This is a genomic window from Pseudonocardia spirodelae, from assembly GCF_037727765.1.
Lineage (GTDB): Bacteria > Actinomycetota > Actinomycetes > Mycobacteriales > Pseudonocardiaceae > Pseudonocardia > Pseudonocardia spirodelae.
The window spans coordinates 45,927-65,360 of the sequence record NZ_JBBJUP010000011.1; the positions used below are offsets into that span (position 1 = coordinate 45,927).

A 19,434-nucleotide genomic window follows, 5' to 3' on the forward strand; every position below is an offset into this window, starting at 1 on the left:
CCGTGGCGGTGTCCGGCCCCGTCCGTGTGTCCGGCCCCGGTGCGCCGGGCCCTGCGACGCGGGCCCGCCGGCGGGGTCAGGCGGTGCAGTCCGTGCGCATCGCCCGGCCGAGGGTGCGCAGCGACGCGTCGGCCTCGGCGAGGACCCCGGCGAGCGTGGGGAAGGCGTGCCACATGCCCTCGACCCGGTCGTAGGAGACCGGTGCGCCGGCCGCGCGGGCGCGCTCGACGAGGGCGTCGGCGTCGTCGACGAGGATCTCGCCCGCACCGGCGACCACGCGCAGCGGCGGCAGGCCGGTCAGGTCCGCGTCGAGCGGGTTCAGCTCGGGGGCCGCGGTGTGCGGGCCCGCGTAGTCGGCGACCGCGTCCGGCAGCCAGGACGGGTCGAGCATCGCGTCGGTGGCCACGTTGCGGCCCAGTGCGTCCGCGGTGCAGGTGAGGTCCAGCCAGGGGGACACGAGCCCGATCGAGCCGGGCAGGTCCTCACCGGTCTCGCGCAGGCGCAGCAGCAGCGACATCGTGAGCCCGCCGCCCGCGGAGTCGCCGGCGACCGCGATCCGCCGCGCCGGGAAGCCGGCGTCGCGCAGGGCGCGCCAGGCGGCGAGGGCGTCGTCGAGCGCCGCGGGGAAGGGGTGCTCGGGCGCCAGCCGGTAGTGCGGCGCGAACACGGCCGTACCGGTGGCGTGGGCCAGCCCCGCGAGCAGCGGGCGGTGCGACGCCGAGGAGCCCACGAGGTAGCCGCCGCCGTGCAGGTAGAGCACCCGGTGCGGGGCGAGCCGGCCGGGGGGTGCGACGACCGCGGTCGGCACCCCGCCCAGCGTCCCGTGGGCACGGCGGGTGCCGCGGGGGAGCGGCAGCGACGAGCCGACGAGGTCGAGTCCACGGCGCCGGACGGCGACGGGTAGTGTGGGTGCGAGCAGTGGCGCGATGAGCGCGCGCGTGGCGAGGCGGTTCACGGCCGTCGGCAGGTGCATACCGGACCGTAACCGCCGCCACGTCCGCACCGTCCACAGGGTGATCCACAGCGTGGACAGCCGGTGGCGGCGTCGTCGTCCAGTACCGATCCGACCGCGCCGAGCGGCCGTCGATCTGCGACGAGCGGGTGAGTCCGCTTGCCAGGGACGGCCCGTTCCGGCATCGTCGGGTCATCACAGGTCTCCTCCGGGCGTCGTCCCGGGGGATCCGAGGACCGTCGAAGCCCCCGACGGTCCGGGAAGCAGGTCCGCGGCGAACGCCCGGAACGGACCCGCTTTGACCGTGTCGAAGAGGGCCGAGTATCCTTATGTCTTGCGCTCGACTCCGGTCGGGCCAGTCCGCGTGTCCCGTGGTGCACCGATCTGCCGGTTCCGGCCGGCGAGGTCTGTGGATGCGCCCCGACGAGGGGCACGCCGGACGTCCCGACAGCCTCCGCGGGGCCCTTCCGGCCTCGAGCGTGCACGGGACGACACGCCCGACCTCGGGGTCCGGCGCGACGGTGGCGGAGTCCGGCGAGAGCCGGCGGCCACGCCGGCGCCCGGAGCCCGGGACACCGAACGAAGAACACCAGTGTCACGGCGAGCGAGACAGTCGAGCCACGTCGACGGGAAGAAGTAGACGGTTCATGCCCACGATCCAGCAGCTGGTCCGCAAGGGCCGCGAGGACAAGGTCTCCAAGACCAAGACCGCCGCGCTGAAGGGAAGCCCCCAGCGCCGCGGGGTCTGCACCCGCGTGTACACCACCACGCCGAAGAAGCCGAACTCGGCGCTGCGCAAGGTCGCCCGTGTGCGCCTGTCCAGCGGCATCGAGGTCACCGCCTACATCCCCGGTGAGGGCCACAACCTGCAGGAGCACAGCATCGTGCTCGTGCGCGGCGGTCGTGTGAAGGACCTCCCGGGCGTGCGCTACAAGGTGATCCGCGGGTCGCTGGACACCCAGGGCGTCAAGAACCGCAAGCAGTCCCGCAGCCGCTACGGCGCGAAGAAGGAGAAGAGCTGATGCCCCGCAAGGGCCCCGCCCCGAAGCGTCCGCTGGTCTCGGACCCGGTCTACGGCTCGCCGCTGGTCACCCAGCTGGTGAACAAGGTTCTCAAGGACGGCAAGCGCTCCCTGGCCGAGCGCATCGTGTACGCCGCCCTCGAGGGCACCCGTGACAAGACCGGCACCGACCCGGTCGTCACGCTGAAGCGCGCTCTGGACAACGTGAAGCCGGCCCTCGAGGTCCGCAGCCGCCGTGTCGGTGGCGCGACCTACCAGGTCCCGGTCGAGGTCCGTGCCTCCCGGCAGACCACCCTGGGTCTGCGCTGGCTGGTCACCTACTCCGGCCAGCGCCGCGAGAAGACCATGGTCGAGCGCCTCATGAACGAGCTGCTCGACGCGAGCAACGGCCTCGGCGCCAGCGTCAAGCGGCGCGAGGACATGCACAAGATGGCGGAGTCGAACCGCGCCTTCGCCCACTACCGCTGGTGACCGGCCGACCGTCGGACGCCGACTCGCGATCGAGGGAGAGCTGAGCAGTGGCAGCACAGGACGTGCTGACGGACCTGACCAAGGTCCGCAACATCGGCATCATGGCCCACATCGACGCCGGTAAGACCACCACGACCGAGCGGATCCTGTACTACACCGGGATCAACTACAAGCTCGGCGAGGTGCACGACGGCGCCGCCACCATGGACTGGATGGAGGAGGAGCAGAAGCGCGGCATCACGATCACGTCGGCCGCGACGACCTGCTTCTGGAACGACCACCAGATCAACATCATCGACACCCCCGGGCACGTCGACTTCACTGTCGAGGTGGAGCGTTCGCTGCGGGTGCTCGACGGCGCGGTCGCGGTCTTCGACGGCAAGGAGGGGGTCGAGCCGCAGTCCGAGCAGGTCTGGCGGCAGGCCACCAAGTACGACGTCCCCCGCATCTGCTTCGTCAACAAGATGGACAAGCTGGGCGCGGACTTCTACTTCACCGTTCAGACGATCAAGGACCGCCTGAACGCGACCCCGCTCCCGCTGCAGATCCCGATCGGCTCCGAGAACGACTTCATCGGTGTCGTCGACCTGGTCGGCATGCGCGCGCTCACCTGGCGCGGCGAGCCGAAGAAGGGCGAGGACTACGCCGTCGAGGAGATCCCGGCCGACCTGCGCGAGAAGGCCGAGGAGTACCGCACGGCCCTCGTCGAGGCCGTCGCCGAGACCGACGACGAGCTCATGGAGCTCTACCTCGGTGGCGAGGAGCTGACCGTCGAGCAGATCAAGACGGGTGTGCGCAAGCTGGTCACCGACCGCGCCGCCTACCCCGTCCTGTGCGGCTCGGCGTTCAAGAACAAGGGTGTCCAGCCGATGCTGGACGCGGTCATCGACTACCTGCCGTCGCCGTACGACGTCCCGCCGGTCGAGGGCTTCCTCACCGACGGCGAGACCCCGGCGAGCCGCAAGCCGTCGAAGGACGAGCCGTTCTCGGCCCTGGCGTTCAAGATCGCCGCGCACCCGTTCTTCGGCAAGCTGACCTACGTCCGGGTCTACTCGGGCCGCGTCGCCGCCGGTTCCCAGGTCATCAACTCGACCAAGGACCGGAAGGAGCGCATCGGGAAGCTCTTCCAGATGCACTCCAACAAGGAGAACCCGGTCGACGAGGCCATCGCCGGCCACATCTACGCGGTGATCGGTCTGAAGGACACGACCACGGGCGACACGCTCTGCGACCCGCAGAACCCGATCGTCCTCGAGTCGATGACCTTCCCGGACCCGGTCATCCAGGTCGCCGTCGAGCCCAAGTCGAAGGCGGACCAGGAGAAGCTCGGCACGGCGATCCAGAAGCTGGCCGAGGAGGACCCGACGTTCCAGGTCTCCCTGGACGACGAGACCGGTCAGACGATCATCGCCGGCATGGGCGAGCTCCACCTCGAGGTGCTCGTCAACCGGATGAAGTCCGACTTCAAGGTCGAGGCCAACATCGGCAAGCCGCAGGTCGCCTACCGGGAGACCATCAAGAAGGCTGTCGACAAGTTCGAGTACACGCACAAGAAGCAGACCGGTGGTTCGGGCCAGTTCGCCCGCGTCATCATCTCGCTCGAGCCGCTCACCAGCGGTGACGGTGCGCTGTACGAGTTTGAGAACAAGGTCACCGGTGGCCGCATCCCGCGGGAGTACATCCCGTCGGTGGACGCCGGTGCCCAGGACGCCATGCAGTACGGCATCCAGGCCGGCTACCCGGTGGTCGGCGTCAAGCTCACGCTGCTGGACGGGCAGTACCACGAGGTCGACTCCTCGGAGATGGCCTTCAAGGTCGCCGGTTCGATGGCGTTCAAGGAGGCGGCCCGCAAGGCGGGTCCCGCCATCCTCGAGCCGATGATGGCCGTCGAGGTCACCACCCCCGAGGACTACATGGGTGACGTCATCGGCGACCTGAACTCCCGCCGCGGCCAGATCCAGGCCATGGAGGAGCGGGCCGGTGCCCGTGTCGTCAAGGCGACCGTGCCGCTGTCCGAGATGTTCGGCTACGTCGGCGACCTGCGGTCGCGGACCCAGGGCCGGGCGAACTACACGATGGTCTTCGACTCCTACGCCGAGGTTCCGGCGAACGTGGCGAAGGAGATCATCGCGAAGGCCACGGGCGAGTAAGAGCTCCCCGGGGCGGGCCCTGTGCCCGACCTGCCCGGAGGGTGCGGTCCGCGGATCGGTAAGGTCCGCGGCCCGCACCCCCACACCCCACAGACCTGCCGTCAGCACGGCGGAGTACAGACACGAGTCCAGGAGGACCCAGCAGTGGCGAAGGCGAAGTTCGAGCGGACCAAGCCGCACGTCAACATCGGCACCATCGGTCACATCGACCACGGCAAGACCACGCTGACGGCGGCCATCACCAAGGTTCTGCACGACAAGTTCCCGAACCTCAACGAGGCTTCGGCGTTCGACATGATCGACAAGGCGCCCGAGGAGCGCCAGCGCGGTATCACGATCTCCATCGCGCACGTCGAGTACCAGACCGAGAAGCGGCACTACGCGCACGTCGACTGCCCCGGGCACGCCGACTACGTGAAGAACATGATCACCGGTGCCGCCCAGATGGACGGCGCGATCCTGGTGGTCGCCGCGACCGACGGCCCGATGCCCCAGACTCGTGAGCACGTGCTGCTCGCGCGTCAGGTCGGCGTGCCGTACATCGTCGTCGCCCTGAACAAGGCGGACATGGTCGACGACGAGGAGATCATGGAGCTCGTCGAGATGGAGGTCCGTGAGCTCCTCTCGGACCAGGACTACCCGGGTGACGACCTCCCGATCGTCCGCGTCTCGGCGCTCAAGGCCCTCGAGGGCGACGCCGAGTGGGCCGAGGCCATCGTCCAGCTGATGGACGCGGTGGACGAGGCGATCCCGGAGCCGGAGCGCGACACCGACAAGCCGTTCCTGATGCCGGTCGAGGACGTCTTCACGATCACCGGTCGCGGCACGGTCGTCACCGGCCGTATCGAGCGCGGCATCGTGAAGGTCAACGAGACCGTCGACATCGTCGGCATCCGGCCGAACAAGACCTCGACCACCGTCACCGGTGTCGAGATGTTCCGCAAGATCCTCGACGAGGGTCGTGCCGGCGAGAACGTCGGCCTGCTCCTCCGCGGCATCAAGCGCGAGGACGTGGAGCGCGGCCAGGTCGTCGTGAAGCCGGGTTCGATCACCCCGCACACCGAGTTCGAGGGCCAGGTGTACATCCTGGGCAAGGACGAGGGCGGCCGTCACACCCCGTTCTTCAATAACTACCGTCCGCAGTTCTACTTCCGGACGACCGACGTGACCGGCGTCGTGACCCTCCCGCAGGGCACCGAGATGGTCATGCCGGGTGACAACACCACCATGAGCGTTCAGCTGATCCAGCCGATCGCCATGGAGGAGGGCCTGCAGTTCGCCATCCGCGAGGGTGGCCGCACCGTGGGCGCCGGCCAGGTCACCAAGATCAACGCGTGAGGTGGTGGGGCTGGTCCGACACGACCAGCCCCGCTACCCACCCCCCGGTCGAGGGTGCCGCACAGCGGTGTGTCATCCTTGACGGGTTGCACGATGAGCATGGCGCGTGGAAGCGCCGCTCCTGTTCCCGGATCCCCGGTAGTCCAGGTGTCGCGTCCCACGCGCCATGTTCGTTGTGAGACCCCGGTACGCGGCTCGTTCCGTGTGACGGGGAGACCCAACGACATGCCCGCCCCAGATGGGGGTGGGACGCGGTGACCCGGGCAGATCCATGCGGGTAGGGCGCGACACGCCCGACCTCGTGGACCGGAGAGCCCCGGCAGGACGAGTGCTCCAGGGAACTGGATGCGCGACTCCGGGCCGACAGAGACCTGAACAGAGCACGGGCCGCAGCCGGCCCACCGGACACCGGTGGCAGCACGGCGCGAGTTCTTACGGGGCCGACACCGCGACACCCCCGCGGCAGGAAGAAGAGGACGACCGACGACCATGGCGGGACAGAAGATCCGCATCAGGCTCAAGGCCTATGACCACGAGGCAATCGACGCGTCTGCTCGCAAGATCGTGGAGACCGTGACGCGTACCGGTGCCCGGGTCGTCGGCCCCGTGCCGCTGCCGACCGAGAAGAACGTGTACTGCGTCATCCGCTCGCCGCACAAGTACAAGGACTCGCGCGAGCACTTCGAGATGCGCACGCACAAGCGGCTGATCGACATCCTCGACCCGACGCCGAAGACGGTCGACGCGCTCATGCGCATCGACCTGCCGGCGAGCGTCGACGTCAACATTCAGTGACGGCGGGGTGGAGACGATGACTGCAGCATTCAAGAAGACGACTGCCACCAAGCAGACGAAGAAGGTCACCGGCCTCCTGGGCACCAAGCTCGGGATGACCCAGATGTTCGACGAGAACAACCGCGTCGTGCCGGTCACCGTGGTCCAGCTCGGACCGAACGTCGTGACGCAGGTGCGCTCGCAGGAGACCGACGGCTACACCGCCGTCCAGCTGGCCTACGGGGCCATCGACCCGCGCAAGGTGAACAAGCCGGAGACCGGCCACTTCGCCAAGGCCGGCGTCACCCCCCGTCGCCACCTCCTGGAGCTCCGCACCTCCGACGCCGCCGAGTACACCACCGGCCAGGAGGTCACCGTCGAGGCGTTCGCCGAGGTGGCCGAGGTCGACGTGGTGGGCGTGACCAAGGGCAAGGGCTTCGCCGGTGTCATGAAGCGTCACGGCTTCAAGGGCCTGGGCGCCTCGCACGGCACCCAGCGCAAGCACCGTTCGCCGGGCTCCATCGGCGGCTGCGCCACCCCGGGCCGCGTGTTCAAGGGTGTGCGGATGGCCGGCCGGATGGGTTCCGACCGCCAGACCACGCAGAACCTGAAGGTCCACCGGGTGGACGCCGAGCGCGGGCTGCTGCTCGTCAAGGGCGCCGTCCCCGGTCCGCGCGGTGGCCTCGTCGTGGTGAAGACCCCCGCGAAGGGTGATGGCAAGTGAGCACCGTGCAGATCAAGACCCCCGAGGGTTCCGCCGGTGGCAGCGTCGAGCTGCCCGACCACGTCTTCGACGTGACGGCGAACATCGCCCTCATGCACCAGGTGGTGACCGCGCAGCTCAACGCCGCGCGCCAGGGCTCGCACGACACCAAGGGCCGCGGCGAGGTCCGCGGCGGTGGCAGGAAGCCCTACCGCCAGAAGGGCACCGGCCGCGCCCGTCAGGGCTCGGTCCGCGCGCCGCAGTTCGCGGGCGGTGGCATCGTCCACGGCCCGACGCCGCGTGACTACTCGCAGCGGACCCCGAAGAAGATGAAGGCCGCCGCCCTGCGTGGCGCCCTCTCCGACCGGGCCCGCGCCGGCCGCGTGCACGTCGTCTCGGCCTTCGCCGAGGGCGACGCGCCGTCGACCAAGGCCGCCCGCAAGGCGATCGAGGCCCTCGTGCCCGACGCCCGCCGGGTGCTCGCCGTCGTCGAGCGGTCCGCGGAGAACGCGCTGCTGAGCCTGCGCAACCTGCCGCAGGTCCACCTGATCGCGCCCGACCAGCTGAACACCCACGACGTGCTCGTCAACGACGTCGTGCTGTTCACGCAGGCGGCGCTGGACGAGTTCCTGGCCGGCCCGATCGCGAAGCCGAAGGCTGCCGGCCGCCGCGCTGAGGAGGCCGACAAGTGATCACGGACCCGCGGGACGTGCTGCTCGCGCCGGTCGTCTCGGAGAAGAGCTACGGGCTGCTCGACGAGCGCCAGTACACCTTCGTCGTGGCGCCGGACGCGAACAAGACCCAGATCAAGATCGCCGTGGAGAAGGTGTTCGGGGTCAAGGTGACCAGCGTGAACACGCTGAACCGCCCGGGCAAGCGCAAGCGCTCCCGCACCGGCTACGGCAAGCGCAAGGACACCAAGCGCGCCATCGTCACGCTCTCCGAGGAGAGCAAGGCGATCGACGTGTTCGGTGGCCAGGCGGGCTGAGGGAGCGAGCTGAACCATGGCCATTCGTAAGTACAAGCCGACCACCCCGGGCCGTCGTGGCTCGAGCGTGTCGGACTTCGCCGAGATCACCCGGGACACCCCCGAGAAGTCGCTGCTGCGCCCGCTGCACAACAAGGGCGGCCGCAACGCGCACGGGCGTATCACCACCCGTCACCAGGGTGGCGGGCACAAGCGCGCCTACCGTCTGATCGACTTCCGTCGTAACGACAAGGACGGCGTGCCGGCGAAGGTCGCGCACATCGAGTACGACCCGAACCGCACCTCGCGGATCGCACTGCTGCACTACGCCGACGGCGAGAAGCGCTACATCATCGCGCCGGCGAAGCTCAAGCAGGGCGACAAGATCGAGAACGGTCCCCGGGCCGACATCAAGGTGGGCAACAACCTGCCGCTGCGCAACATCCCGACGGGCACCGTGGTGCACGCGATCGAGCTCCGCCCCGGTGGCGGCGCCAAGATCGCGCGCTCGGCCGGTGCCGGCGTCCAGCTGGTCGCCAAGGACGGGCCCTACGCGCAGCTGCGGATGCCCTCCGGCGAGATCCGCAACGTCGACGTGCGCTGCCGCGCCACGATCGGCGAGGTGGGCAACTCGGAGCACGCCAACATCAACTGGGGCAAGGCCGGCCGCATGCGGTGGAAGGGCAAGCGCCCGACCGTCCGTGGTGTCGTCATGAACCCGGTGGACCACCCGCACGGTGGTGGTGAGGGCAAGACCTCCGGTGGCCGCCACCCGGTGAACCCGGCCGGTACGCCCGAGGGCCGTACCCGCCGCAACAAGCCGTCCGACAAGTTGATCGTCCGCCGGCGCCGTACCGGCAAGAAGCGCTGAGCAGGGAGGTAAGAGATGCCGCGCAGCCTGAAGAAGGGCCCCTTCGTGGACGACCACCTGCTCAAGAAGGTGGACGCCCTCAACGAGTCCGGCAAGAAGACCGTCATCCGCACGTGGTCCCGTCGGTCCACGATCATCCCGGACATGATCGGTCACACCATCGCCGTGCACGACGGCCGCAAGCACGTCCCGGTCTTCGTGTCCGACTCGATGGTCGGGCACAAGCTGGGCGAGTTCGCCCCGACCCGGACCTTCCGGGGCCACATCAAGGACGACCGCAAGGCGCGTCGGCGCTAGTAGCCGGCCCGAGTAGCGACAAGGAGAGGTGGAGACAATGGCAGACACCACTGCCGAGACCACCGGCGCTGCGCTCGAGCCGACTCGTGCGCGCGCCGTGGCGCGGTTCGTCCGCAGCTCGCCGATGAAGACCCGCCGCGTCGTGGACCTGGTCCGCGGCCTGCCGGTCGACGAGGCGCTGGCGATCCTGCGGTTCTCGCCGCAGGCTGCGGCCGAGCCGGTCGCGAAGGTCGTGGCGAGCGCCGCGGCCAACGCCGAGAACAACCTGGACCTGAACCCCGAGACCCTCGTGGTCGCCGTGGCGATGGTCGACGAGGGCCCGACGCTGAAGCGGATCCGGCCGCGCGCCCAGGGGCGTGCGTACCGCATCCGCAAGCGGACGAGCCACATCACCATCGAGGTCGAGTCGGTTCCGAGCAAGGCCGGCCGTCGTGGTGCGAAGGGGAGGGCCCGCTGATGGGGCAGAAGATCAACCCGCACGGCTTCCGCCTGGGCATCACCACGGACTGGAAGTCGCGCTGGTACGCCGACAAGCAGTACTCCGAGTACGTCAAGGAGGACGTCGAGATCCGCCGCATGCTCTCCAAGGGCATGGAGCGGGCCGGCATCTCCAAGGTCGAGATCGAGCGCACCCGGGACCGCGTGCGGGTGGACATCCACACCGCGCGCCCGGGCATCGTGATCGGCCGGCGTGGCGCCGAGGCCGACCGCATCCGCGGCAACCTCGAGAAGCTGACCAAGAAGCAGGTCCAGCTGAACATCCTCGAGGTCAAGGCCTCGGAGTCGGACGCGCAGCTCGTCGCCCAGGGCGTCGCCGAGCAGCTGTCGAACCGTGTCGCCTTCCGGCGTGCGATGCGCAAGGCCATCCAGTCGGCCATGCGCAGCCCGCAGGTCAAGGGCATCCGGGTCCAGTGCTCGGGCCGCCTCGGCGGTGCCGAGATGTCGCGGTCGGAGTTCTACCGCGAGGGTCGCGTCCCGCTGCACACGCTGCGCGCGGACATCGACTACGGCCTGTTCGAGGCCCGGACCTCCTTCGGCCGCATCGGCGTGAAGGTCTGGATCTACAAGGGCGACGTCGTGGGTGGCCGCCGTGAGGGCGTGCCCGCCGCCGAGGCGCCGGGCCGTGGCCCGCGCCGCGAGCGTCCGGCGCGTCGCCGCTCGGGTGCCTCGGGCACCACTGCGACCAGCACCGAGGCCGGGCGTGCCGCGCAGAGCGCGGGCCAGGCCGGCGGCGCCGCGACGGCGACCGCCGAGGCCCCGGCCTCCGGTGAGAACCAGAGCAACGGTGGGGAGAGCTGACCGATGCTGATCCCACGCAAGGTCAAGCACCGCAAGCAGCACCGTCCCAAGCGCAAGGGCATGGCCAGCGGTGGTACCGCGGTCACCTTCGGCGACTGGGGCATCCAGGCGCTGGAGCCGGCCTACGTGTCGAACCGGCAGATCGAGTCGGCTCGTATCGCGATCAACCGGCACATCCGCCGTGGCGGGAAGATCTGGATCAACGTCTTCCCCGACATCCCGATGACGAAGAAGCCCGCCGAGGTCCGCATGGGTTCCGGTAAGGGCTCGCCGGAGAAGTGGGTCACGAACGTCAAGCCGGGTCGCGTGCTGTTCGAGATGAGCTTCCCGAACCGCGAGGTGGCGCACGAGGCCCTGACCCGTGCGATCCACAAGCTGCCCATGAAGTGCCGGATCGTGTCCCGTGAGGGTGGTGACATCTGATGGCGAGCAGTGGCAACACCAAGGCCGCCGAGCTGCGCGAGCTCTCCGACGAGGAGCTGGTCGTGCGCGTCCGGGAGGCCAAGGAGGAGCTGTTCAACCTCCGCTTCCAGATGGCCACCGGGCAGCTGGACAACAACCGGCGGCTGCGGGCCGTCCGTCACGACATCGCGCGGTGCTACACCGTGATGCGCGAGCGTGAGCTCGGCCTGTCCGCCGCCCCGACCGAGAGCGAGGGCGCGGCGTGAGCGACGAGCAGAACACCACCGAGCGCGGGGAGCGCAAGGTCCGCGAGGGCCTGGTCGTGTCCGACAAGATGGAGAAGACGATCGTCGTCTCCCTCGAGGACCGGGTGAAGCACCCCCTGTACGGCAAGGTCATCCGCCGGACCAGCAAGGTCAAGGCGCACGACGAGGGGAACACCGCCGGCATCGGCGACCGTGTCCGCCTCATGGAGACCCGTCCGCTGTCGGCGACCAAGCGCTGGCGGCTGGTGGAGATCCTCGAGAAGGCCAAGTAGGAGTCGAAGTGATCCAGCAGGAGTCGCGGCTGCGCGTCGCCGACAACACCGGTGCCAAGGAGATCCTGTGCATCCGGGTGCTGGGCGGCTCCGCGCGGCGCTACGCCGGGATCGGCGACGTCATCGTCGCCACGGTCAAGGAGGCCATCCCCGGCGCCGGCGTGAAGCGTGGTGACGTCGTCAAGGCGGTCATCGTGCGCACCAAGAAGGAGAAGCGCCGTCCCGACGGCAGCTACATCCGTTTCGACGAGAACGCCGCCGTCCTGATCAAGGCGGACAACGGACCTCGGGGGACCCGAATCTTCGGCCCGGTCGGGCGCGAGCTGCGCGACCGCAAGTTCATGAGGATCATCTCCCTCGCTCCGGAGGTGCTCTGACATGAAGGCGAAGATGAAGGTGAAGAAGGGCGACACCGTTCTGGTGATCGCCGGCAAGGACAAGGGCGCCAGGGGCAAGGTCATCGCGGCCTACCCGGACCGCCAGCGCGTGCTGGTCGAGGGCGTGAACCGGATCAAGAAGCACACCCGGATCAGCCAGAACCAGCGTGGCGCCGAGAGCGGCGGGATCGTCACGCAGGAGGCGGCCATCCACGTCTCGAACGTGATGGTCGTCGACTCCGACGGCAAGCCGACCCGTATCGGCAAGAAGACCGTCGAGGGCGAGGACGGCACCGTCCGCCGCGTCCGGATCTCCAAGCGCAACGGGAAGGAGATCTGAGATGACCACGGCTGAGAAGACCCTGCCGCGGCTCAAGCAGCGCTACCGCGACGAGATCCTCGACAAGATGCGCGAGGAGTTCGGCTACACCAACGTCATGCAGATCCCCGGCCTGACCAAGGTCGTGGTGAACATGGGTGTCGGTGACGCCGCGCGCGACTCGAAGCTCATCGACGGCGCGCTGCGCGACCTGGCCACCATCACCGGCCAGAAGCCGCAGCTGCGCCGCGCCACCAAGTCCATCGCGCAGTTCAAGCTGCGCGAGGGCATGCCGATCGGCGCGAAGGTCACCCTCCGCAACGACCGGATGTGGGAGTTCCTCGACCGGCTGCTGACCATCGCGCTGCCCCGTATCCGCGACTTCCGCGGGCTCGAGGGCAACCAGTTCGACGGGCGTGGCAACTACACGTTCGGCCTGAACGAGCAGTCGATGTTCCACGAGATCGACCCGGACACCATCGACCGTCCGCGGGGCATGGACATCACGGTCGTGACCACCGCGACGACGAACGCCGAGGGCCGGGCGCTGCTGCGCCACCTGGGCTTCCCGTTCAAGGAGAGCTGAGCGAATGGCGAAGAAGGCGCTCATCAACAAGGCGAACGCGAAGCCGAAGTTCGCCGTGCGGGGGTACACCCGCTGCAACAAGTGCGGCCGGCCGCGTGCCGTGTTCCGCAAGTTCGGCCTCTGCCGCGTGTGCCTGCGCGACATGGCGCACGCCGGCGAGCTGCCGGGTGTGAGCAAGTCCAGCTGGTGATCCGACCGCCCCGCACCCGCGGGGCAGCGGATCCGATCGCCGCAGGCCCGCACCGGCGCGGCGCCCCGGACAGGGGCGCCGTGCCGGCACGAGGAACCACGGCGGGAAAGAGACAGACACCATGACGATGACCGATCCGATCGCAGACATGTTGACCCGTCTGCGGAACGCGAACTCGGCATACCACGACCGCGTCACGATGCCGCACTCCAAGCTGAAGGTCGCCATCGCGGAGATCCTCCAGAAGGAGGGTTACATCGCGTCGCACCACACCGAGGACGCCGAGGTCGGCAAGTCCCTGGTCGTCGAGCTGAAGTACGGCCGCAACCGCGAGCGCAGCGTCGCCGGTCTGCGCCGGGTCTCCAAGCCCGGTCTGCGCGTGTACGCGAAGTCGACGAACCTGCCGCGGGTCCTGGGTGGCCTCGGCATCGCGATCATCTCGACCTCGCAGGGTCTGATGACCGACCAGCAGGCCTACCGGAGCGGCGTGGGCGGGGAAGTCCTCGCCTACGTCTGGTGAGAGAGGGGTAACGAACGATGTCCCGCATCGGAAAGCTGCCCATCACCGTCCCGTCGGGCGTGGAGATCACCATCGACGGCCGCACGGTCACCGCGAAGGGCCCCAAGGGCACCCTGTCGCACACCGCCGTCGAGCCGATCACGATCGAGCGCGACGACGATGGCGCGGTGCTGGTGAAGCGCCCGAACGAGGAGCGCGAGACCCGGGCCTTCCACGGCCTGACCCGCTCGCTCGTCAACAACATCGTGGTCGGCGTCAGCGCCGGCTACGAGAAGAAGCTGGAGATCCACGGCGTGGGTTACCGGGTCGCGCTCAAGGGCAAGAACCTGGAGTTCGCCCTGGGCTTCTCGCACCCGGTCGTCATCGAGCCGGCGGAGGGCATCACCTTCGCGGTCGAGTCGCCGACCCGGTTCTCGGTCTCCGGCATCGACAAGCAGCTGGTGGGCGAGACCGCCGCCAACATCCGGAAGCTGCGTCGTCCCGACCCCTACAAGGGCAAGGGCGTCCGCTACGCCGGCGAGCAGGTCCGCCGCAAGGTCGGGAAGACGGGTAAGTGATGGCCGAGACGAACGAGACCGTTTCCGGGGCCGCTCGTCGCCGGATGGCGTCGCAGGTCGCGCGCAAGCGCCGCGACTCGCGCATCCGCCGGCACGCCCGGCTCCGCAAGAAGATCTCCGGGACGCCGCTGCGTCCGCGGCTGGCGGTCAACCGCTCCTCGCGGCACATCACCGTCCAGCTGATCGACGACCTCGCCGGTCACACCCTGGCCCACGCGTCCTCGCTGGACGCCGAGGTCCGTGGCGTCGAGGGCGACAAGAAGGCCAAGGCGGCCAAGGTCGGCGAGCTCATCGCCGCCCGGGCCAAGGAGGCGGGCATCTCCGCGGTCGTGTTCGACCGCGGCGGCCTCTCCTACCACGGCCGCATCGCGGCCCTGGCCGACGCCGCCCGCGAGGGGGGCCTGGAGTTCTGATGAACCAGACCGAGAAGATCGAAGGGACTGTCTGATGCCGGGACGTACGCGGCGTGACGGCGGAGCCCCGGGCGGCAGCGGTGGGAACGACAACCGCGACCGCCGGGACCGCCGGGACGGTGGCCGTGGCGGGGCGGCCCAGGACAAGACCCCGTACATCGAGCGGCTGGTCACGATCAACCGCGTGGCCAAGGTCGTCAAGGGCGGCCGCCGGTTCAGCTTCACCGCGCTGATGATCGTCGGCGACGGTGACGGCCTGGTGGGCGTCGGTTACGGCAAGGCCAAGGAGGTGCCGGCCGCGATCGCCAAGGGCGTCGAGGAGGCGAAGAAGAACTTCTTCCGCGTCCCGCGCATCGGCGGCACGATCGTGCACCGCGTGCAGGGTGAGGACGCCGCCGGCGTCGTCATGCTGCGCCCGGCCTCCCCGGGTACCGGTGTCATCGCCGGCGGCCCGGTCCGTGCGGTGCTGGAGTGCGCGGGGATCTCGGACATCCTGTCCAAGTCCCTCGGCTCCGACAACGCCATCAACATCGTGCACGCCACGGTGGCCGCGCTGAAGTCGGTGCAGCGTCCGGAGGAGGTCGCGGCCCGCCGCGGCCTGCCGCTGGAGGACGTCGCCCCGCACAGCATGATGCGGCAGCGCGCCGAGGCCGACGCGGCGAAGGTGTGAGCGACATGGCCACGTGGAAGATCACCCAGGTGAAGAGCCGGATCGGCTGCAAGCAGAACCAGCGCGACACGCTGCGCTCGCTCGGCCTGCGCAAGATCCGGCAGTCGGTGGTGCGTGAGGCGGACCCGCAGACCCGCGGCTACGTCCACACCGTGCGCCACCTCGTGACCGTGGAGGAGGTGCAGTCGTGAGCGAGAACGAGAACCCCGTCATCAAGCTCCACGACCTGCGTCCGGCCCCGGGCTCGAAGAAGGCCAGGACCCGTGTGGGTCGTGGTGAGGGCTCGAAGGGCAAGACCGCCGGCCGCGGCACCAAGGGCACCAAGGCCCGCAAGACGGTGTCGCCGCGCTTCGAGGGCGGGCAGATGCCGCTGCACATGCGGCTCCCCAAGCTCAAGGGCTTCAAGAACCGGTTCCGCGTCGAGTACCAGGTCGTGAACGTCGGCGACCTGGCCGCCCTGTTCCCGCAGGGTGGCGAGATCGGCCCGGAGGAGCTGGTGGAGGCGGGCGCCGTCCGCAAGAACCAGCTCGTCAAGGTCCTCGGCGAGGGTGAGCTCTCGGGCATCACCCTGACCGTCAAGGCCCACAAGTTCTCCGCGTCCGCGCGCGAGAAGATCTCGGCGGCGGGCGGCTCGGTCTCCGAGCTGTAAGCCACCGCGCACGTCCTCCGGCGCCGTCCACGGCGTCCGCCCCACCACCGGTGGGACGGGCTCGTGGGCGGCGCCGAGGCGTTTCCGGGCCGCTGTTACAGTCACCACCGGACCTCGTGTCCACCGAATACTGGCGCGCCGTGGGCGCGCAGCCCCCGCCGGTACGTACCGGCCCGGGTGCCACGCGAGGCGCGCAGCGCGCGTCCACCAACCCGGCCGACCCCCCAGGGGCCGGCGCAGGCGGTGTCGGGCCGCCGACGTCGTAGGAGGATCACCGAGTGCTCAGCGCGTTCCGGGCGGCCCTGACCACGCCGGATCTCCGCAAGAAGATCCTCTTCACGCTGGCGATCGTTGCGGTGTACCGGCTCGGGGCGAACATCCCCTCGCCGGGGGTCTCGTACCCGAACATCCAGGAGTGCGTCCGTCAGGTCGAGGGCGGGGACAACGCCTCCGTCTACTCCCTGATCAACCTGTTCTCCGGCGGGGCGCTGCTCCAGCTGTCGATCTTCGCGCTGGGCATCATGCCCTACATCACCGCGAGCATCATCGTGCAGCTGCTGCAGGTCGTCATCCCGCGGTTCGAGCAGCTGAAGAAGGAAGGCCAGTCCGGCCAGGCCAAGCTGACGCAGTACACGCGGTACCTGACGATCGGCATCGCCGTGCTGCAGGCCACCGGCTTCGTGGCGCTGGCCGAGCGCGGGCAGCTGTTCCAGGGCTGCGCGCTGCCGATCATCCCGGACTCGTCGGTGTTCACGCTGATCGTCATCGTCATCGTGATGGTCGCCGGCACCACGCTGGTCATGTGGCTGGGCGAGCAGGTCACCGAGCGCGGCATCGGCAACGGCATGTCCCTGCTGATCTTCGCCTCGATCGCGCACCGCATCCCCGCCGAGGGCCGGCTCATCCTGGAGAACTCGGGCGGCCTGGTCTTCGCCGGCGTCTGCGTCTTCGGTCTGGCCATCATCGCCAGCGTCGTGTTCGTGGAGAACGGCCAGCGCCGGATCCCCGTCCAGTACGCCAAGCGGATGGTCGGGCGCCGGATGTACGGCGGCACGTCGACGTACCTGCCGCTGAAGGTCAACCAGGCCGGTGTCGTGCCGGTGATCTTCGGCAGCTCGCTGCTGTACCTGCCCGACCTCGTCGCCCGGCTCGCCGGGAACGACGGCGGCTGGTTCCAGCAGTTCGTCGCGACCTATCTGGTCGATCAGTCCAACCCCGTGCACATCGTGTTGTACATGGCACTGATCATCTTCTTCACGTACTTCTACGTCGGGATCACGTTCAACCCCGACGAGCGTGCCGAGGACATGAAGAAGTACGGCGGCTTCATCCCGGGCATCCGCCCCGGCCGGCCCACCGCGGAGTACCTGAACTTCGTGCTCAGCCGCATCACGCTGCCGGGATCGCTCTACCTCGGCATCATCGCCGTGCTGCCGAACTTCTTCCTCGGCGTCACCGGCAGCGGCCAGAACCAGAACTTCCCGTTCGGCGGTACGGCCGTGCTGATCATGGTGACCGTGGGCCTCGACACCCTGAAGCAGATCGAGAGCCAGCTCATGCAGCGGAACTACGAGGGTTTCCTGCGTTAGGCTCGCCGTAACGTGGCCGTGCGGGAACCCCGGTCCGGGGCCCCGGCCCCGGGGACCGGCGCCGCAGGCATGGTGCGCCGGCGAGGACGCCGGTGCAGTGACACCGAGACTTCAGGAGGTCGGGTTCGTGCGACTCGTTCTGGTGGGCCCGCCCGGCGCGGGCAAGGGCACGCAGGCCGAACAGATGGCCAAGCGGCTCGACGTCCCGCACATCTCGACCGGGGACCTGTTCCGGGCGAACCTGCGTGACGAGACCGAGCTCGGCCGCGAGGCGAAGCGGTACATGGACGCCGGCGACCTGGTCCCCGACGAGGTGACCGTCGCGATGGTCAAGGACCGCCTCGGCGACCCCGACACCGCGGAGGGCTTCATCCTCGACGGCTTCCCGCGCAACGTGGCCCAGGCGGGCTCCCTCGAGGAGATCCTGTCGGAGAAGGGCCTGCAGCTCGACGCCGTCGTGCAGTTCGACGTCGACGACGAGGTCGTCGTGCAGCGGCTGCTCGGCCGCGGCCGCAGCGACGACAACGAGGACACCATCCGCAACCGGCAGCGGGTCTACCGCGAGGAGACCGCTCCGCTGCTGGACCACTACCGTGACCGGCTGGTCACGATCGACGCCGTCGGTGAGATCGACGAGATCACCGACCGGGTCTTCACGGCGTTGCACACCCGCGACGACCGATGACCCGGGAGGCGCCGGATCCGTCCGGCGCCACGGCGGGGAACCGAGGGAAGTGCACATGAACGGTCGCGGCGGTATCCGCGGAGCCATCGCCCGCTACCGGGGCCGGGACATCGAGCTCAAGACGCACGGCCAGCTCGAGGCCATGCGGGCGGCGGGCGCCCTGGTGGCGGCCACCCTGGCGGCCGTCACCGAGCACGCCAAGCCCGGCGTGAGCACCGGTGAGCTGGACGCGCTGGCCGAGCAGACCATCCGCGACGGCGGAGGCGTCCCCTCGTTCCTCGGCTACCACGGGTTCCCGGCGAGCATCTGCGCGTCGGTGAACGAGCAGATCGTGCACGGGATCCCGTCGCCGAAGCAGGTCCTCGCCGACGGGGACCTCCTCTCGGTCGACTGCGGCGCGATCCTCGAGGGGTGGCACGGCGACTCCGCGGTGACCATCCCGGTCGGCGACGTCGACCCGGCCGACCTGGCCCTGTCCGCCGCCTGCCGCGGCGCGATGGAGGCCGGCATCCTCGCCGTCCGCGACGGCGCGCGGCTGACCGACGTCTCGCACGCGATCCAGGAGGCCTGCCGTGCCGCCGCGCACGCCGACCGGGCCGACTACGGCATCGTCGCCGAGTACGGCGGGCACGGCATCGGCACGTCGATGCACATGGACCCGTTCCTGCCCAACCACGGCGAGCCGGGCAAGGGCCCGCGGCTGCGCCCGGGGATGGCCCTGGCCGTCGAGCCGATGCTCGTGGCGGGCGACCCGGAGACCCTGGAGCTCGACGACGGCTGGACCGTCGTCACCGCCGCCGGCGGCCGCGCCGTGCACTGGGAGCACACCGTCGCCGTCACCGAGGACGGCCCGTGGCTCCTCACCGCCCCCGCCGGGGCGCCGGACCGGCCCGGGGCCTGAGCCCGGCCGCACGCCACGGCACGGCTCCCCGGCGCGGACACTGGTCGGCACCGGGGTCGGTCCGTTACCGTCGCCGGCGGGCGTCCCGGACGCCCCTCACCCCCGCCTGCAGCGACTCCGGGCGGGCTCCGTACACTGGACCATCGGCGCGCCGTGTCGCGCCCGTCCGTGTGCGTCGTGCATCCCACGTGTTCC

General features: G+C 69.7%; 29 protein-coding genes. 28 read left to right on the forward strand and 1 reads right to left on the reverse strand.

The genetic code is table 11. The annotated features are described in order from the left end of the window. Window positions 1-76 precede the first annotated feature (76 nt). Window positions 77-973, reverse strand: a complete 897-nt coding sequence (locus tag WJX68_RS14780; RefSeq protein WP_340291111.1) for an alpha/beta hydrolase — start codon at window positions 971-973, stop codon at window positions 77-79. 626 nt (window positions 974-1,599) lie between these two features. Here WJX68_RS14780 and rpsL point away from each other — a divergent pair. From rpsL to map, 28 genes are all read left to right on the forward strand, one after another. Further along, the gene (rpsL, locus tag WJX68_RS14785) at window positions 1,600-1,974 is read left to right on the forward strand and encodes a 30S ribosomal protein S12 (protein ID WP_020622943.1); all 375 of its coding nucleotides are present in this window, start codon (window positions 1,600-1,602) and stop codon (window positions 1,972-1,974) included. Further along, window positions 1,974-2,444, forward strand: coding sequence for a 30S ribosomal protein S7 (rpsG, locus tag WJX68_RS14790; RefSeq protein WP_340291115.1), 471 nt, complete (start codon window positions 1,974-1,976; stop codon window positions 2,442-2,444). Before rpsL ends, rpsG begins: the two co-directional genes overlap by 1 nt. 47 nt (window positions 2,445-2,491) lie before the next feature. Beyond that, a complete protein-coding gene (fusA, locus tag WJX68_RS14795) occupies window positions 2,492-4,594 on the forward strand; it encodes an elongation factor G (protein WP_340291117.1) in 2,103 nt (700 codons plus the stop codon). Between the two features lie 144 nt (window positions 4,595-4,738). After that, a complete protein-coding gene (gene tuf, locus WJX68_RS14800) occupies window positions 4,739-5,932 on the forward strand; it encodes an elongation factor Tu (RefSeq protein ID WP_340291119.1) in 1,194 nt (397 codons plus the stop codon). A gap of 489 nt (window positions 5,933-6,421) precedes the next feature. Then, window positions 6,422-6,727: a 30S ribosomal protein S10 gene (rpsJ, locus tag WJX68_RS14805; protein ID WP_003938093.1), complete on the forward strand. Its 306-nt coding sequence runs from the start codon at window positions 6,422-6,424 to the stop codon at window positions 6,725-6,727. A 16-nt stretch (window positions 6,728-6,743) separates the two neighbouring features. Next, window positions 6,744-7,430 carry a 50S ribosomal protein L3 gene (rplC, locus tag WJX68_RS14810; protein ID WP_340291122.1) on the forward strand — a complete coding sequence of 229 codons (687 nt, stop codon included), beginning with the start codon at window positions 6,744-6,746 and terminating at the stop codon, window positions 7,428-7,430. After that, window positions 7,427-8,101 (forward strand): 50S ribosomal protein L4, encoded by a 675-nt coding sequence (gene rplD, locus WJX68_RS14815; RefSeq protein WP_340291124.1) that lies wholly within the window; start codon window positions 7,427-7,429, stop codon window positions 8,099-8,101. Before rplC ends, rplD begins: the two co-directional genes overlap by 4 nt. Continuing rightward, window positions 8,098-8,397: a 50S ribosomal protein L23 gene (gene rplW, locus WJX68_RS14820; RefSeq protein ID WP_340291126.1), complete on the forward strand. Its 300-nt coding sequence runs from the start codon at window positions 8,098-8,100 to the stop codon at window positions 8,395-8,397. Before rplD ends, rplW begins: the two co-directional genes overlap by 4 nt. Window positions 8,398-8,413: 16 nt before the next feature. Next, on the forward strand, window positions 8,414-9,247 hold the full coding sequence (rplB, locus tag WJX68_RS14825) for a 50S ribosomal protein L2 (protein WP_340291128.1): 834 nt from the start codon (window positions 8,414-8,416) through the stop codon (window positions 9,245-9,247). A gap of 15 nt (window positions 9,248-9,262) precedes the next feature. Beyond that, on the forward strand, window positions 9,263-9,544 hold the full coding sequence (rpsS, locus tag WJX68_RS14830; protein WP_020622935.1) for a 30S ribosomal protein S19: 282 nt from the start codon (window positions 9,263-9,265) through the stop codon (window positions 9,542-9,544). Window positions 9,545-9,581: 37 nt separating this feature from the next. After that, window positions 9,582-10,001, forward strand: a complete 420-nt coding sequence (rplV, locus tag WJX68_RS14835) for a 50S ribosomal protein L22 (RefSeq protein WP_340291131.1) — start codon at window positions 9,582-9,584, stop codon at window positions 9,999-10,001. Further along, a complete protein-coding gene (rpsC, locus tag WJX68_RS14840; protein WP_340291133.1) occupies window positions 10,001-10,843 on the forward strand; it encodes a 30S ribosomal protein S3 in 843 nt (280 codons plus the stop codon). Before rplV ends, rpsC begins: the two co-directional genes overlap by 1 nt. A gap of 3 nt (window positions 10,844-10,846) precedes the next feature. Continuing rightward, window positions 10,847-11,266 carry a 50S ribosomal protein L16 gene (gene rplP, locus WJX68_RS14845; protein ID WP_020622932.1) on the forward strand — a complete coding sequence of 140 codons (420 nt, stop codon included), beginning with the start codon at window positions 10,847-10,849 and terminating at the stop codon, window positions 11,264-11,266. Further along, window positions 11,266-11,511 (forward strand): 50S ribosomal protein L29, encoded by a 246-nt coding sequence (rpmC, locus tag WJX68_RS14850; RefSeq protein ID WP_020622931.1) that lies wholly within the window; start codon window positions 11,266-11,268, stop codon window positions 11,509-11,511. Before rplP ends, rpmC begins: the two co-directional genes overlap by 1 nt. Then, on the forward strand, window positions 11,508-11,783 hold the full coding sequence (rpsQ, locus tag WJX68_RS14855; RefSeq protein ID WP_340291137.1) for a 30S ribosomal protein S17: 276 nt from the start codon (window positions 11,508-11,510) through the stop codon (window positions 11,781-11,783). Before rpmC ends, rpsQ begins: the two co-directional genes overlap by 4 nt. 8 nt (window positions 11,784-11,791) lie before the next feature. Then, a complete protein-coding gene (rplN, locus tag WJX68_RS14860) occupies window positions 11,792-12,160 on the forward strand; it encodes a 50S ribosomal protein L14 (RefSeq protein WP_010228481.1) in 369 nt (122 codons plus the stop codon). A 13-nt stretch (window positions 12,161-12,173) separates the two neighbouring features. Beyond that, entirely contained in the window at window positions 12,174-12,500 is a 327-nt protein-coding gene (gene rplX / locus WJX68_RS14865) for a 50S ribosomal protein L24 (RefSeq protein ID WP_340291363.1), read from the forward strand. 1 nt (window position 12,501) lies between these two features. Then, the gene (rplE, locus tag WJX68_RS14870; protein WP_340291141.1) at window positions 12,502-13,065 is read left to right on the forward strand and encodes a 50S ribosomal protein L5; all 564 of its coding nucleotides are present in this window, start codon (window positions 12,502-12,504) and stop codon (window positions 13,063-13,065) included. Window positions 13,066-13,069: 4 nt separating this feature from the next. After that, the gene (locus WJX68_RS14875) at window positions 13,070-13,255 is read left to right on the forward strand and encodes a type Z 30S ribosomal protein S14 (protein ID WP_020622927.1); all 186 of its coding nucleotides are present in this window, start codon (window positions 13,070-13,072) and stop codon (window positions 13,253-13,255) included. A gap of 121 nt (window positions 13,256-13,376) precedes the next feature. Beyond that, window positions 13,377-13,775, forward strand: a complete 399-nt coding sequence (gene rpsH, locus WJX68_RS14880) for a 30S ribosomal protein S8 (RefSeq protein ID WP_340291144.1) — start codon at window positions 13,377-13,379, stop codon at window positions 13,773-13,775. A 17-nt stretch (window positions 13,776-13,792) separates the two neighbouring features. Beyond that, the gene (rplF, locus tag WJX68_RS14885) at window positions 13,793-14,332 is read left to right on the forward strand and encodes a 50S ribosomal protein L6 (protein WP_340291146.1); all 540 of its coding nucleotides are present in this window, start codon (window positions 13,793-13,795) and stop codon (window positions 14,330-14,332) included. A gap of 44 nt (window positions 14,333-14,376) precedes the next feature. Continuing rightward, window positions 14,377-14,745, forward strand: a complete 369-nt coding sequence (rplR, locus tag WJX68_RS14890; RefSeq protein WP_422785710.1) for a 50S ribosomal protein L18 — start codon at window positions 14,377-14,379, stop codon at window positions 14,743-14,745. A gap of 34 nt (window positions 14,746-14,779) precedes the next feature. After that, entirely contained in the window at window positions 14,780-15,415 is a 636-nt protein-coding gene (gene rpsE, locus WJX68_RS14895) for a 30S ribosomal protein S5 (protein WP_340291150.1), read from the forward strand. 5 nt (window positions 15,416-15,420) lie between these two features. Continuing rightward, window positions 15,421-15,606 (forward strand): 50S ribosomal protein L30, encoded by a 186-nt coding sequence (rpmD, locus tag WJX68_RS14900; RefSeq protein ID WP_062403786.1) that lies wholly within the window; start codon window positions 15,421-15,423, stop codon window positions 15,604-15,606. Further along, window positions 15,603-16,064 carry a 50S ribosomal protein L15 gene (gene rplO / locus WJX68_RS14905; RefSeq protein WP_340291155.1) on the forward strand — a complete coding sequence of 154 codons (462 nt, stop codon included), beginning with the start codon at window positions 15,603-15,605 and terminating at the stop codon, window positions 16,062-16,064. Before rpmD ends, rplO begins: the two co-directional genes overlap by 4 nt. A gap of 278 nt (window positions 16,065-16,342) precedes the next feature. Then, window positions 16,343-17,653 (forward strand): preprotein translocase subunit SecY, encoded by a 1,311-nt coding sequence (gene secY / locus WJX68_RS14910; RefSeq protein ID WP_340291157.1) that lies wholly within the window; start codon window positions 16,343-16,345, stop codon window positions 17,651-17,653. A gap of 127 nt (window positions 17,654-17,780) precedes the next feature. Continuing rightward, the gene (locus WJX68_RS14915; RefSeq protein WP_340291159.1) at window positions 17,781-18,338 is read left to right on the forward strand and encodes an adenylate kinase; all 558 of its coding nucleotides are present in this window, start codon (window positions 17,781-17,783) and stop codon (window positions 18,336-18,338) included. A gap of 55 nt (window positions 18,339-18,393) precedes the next feature. Beyond that, on the forward strand, window positions 18,394-19,239 hold the full coding sequence (gene map / locus WJX68_RS14920; protein ID WP_340291161.1) for a type I methionyl aminopeptidase: 846 nt from the start codon (window positions 18,394-18,396) through the stop codon (window positions 19,237-19,239). The last annotated feature ends 195 nt before the right edge of the window (window positions 19,240-19,434 follow it).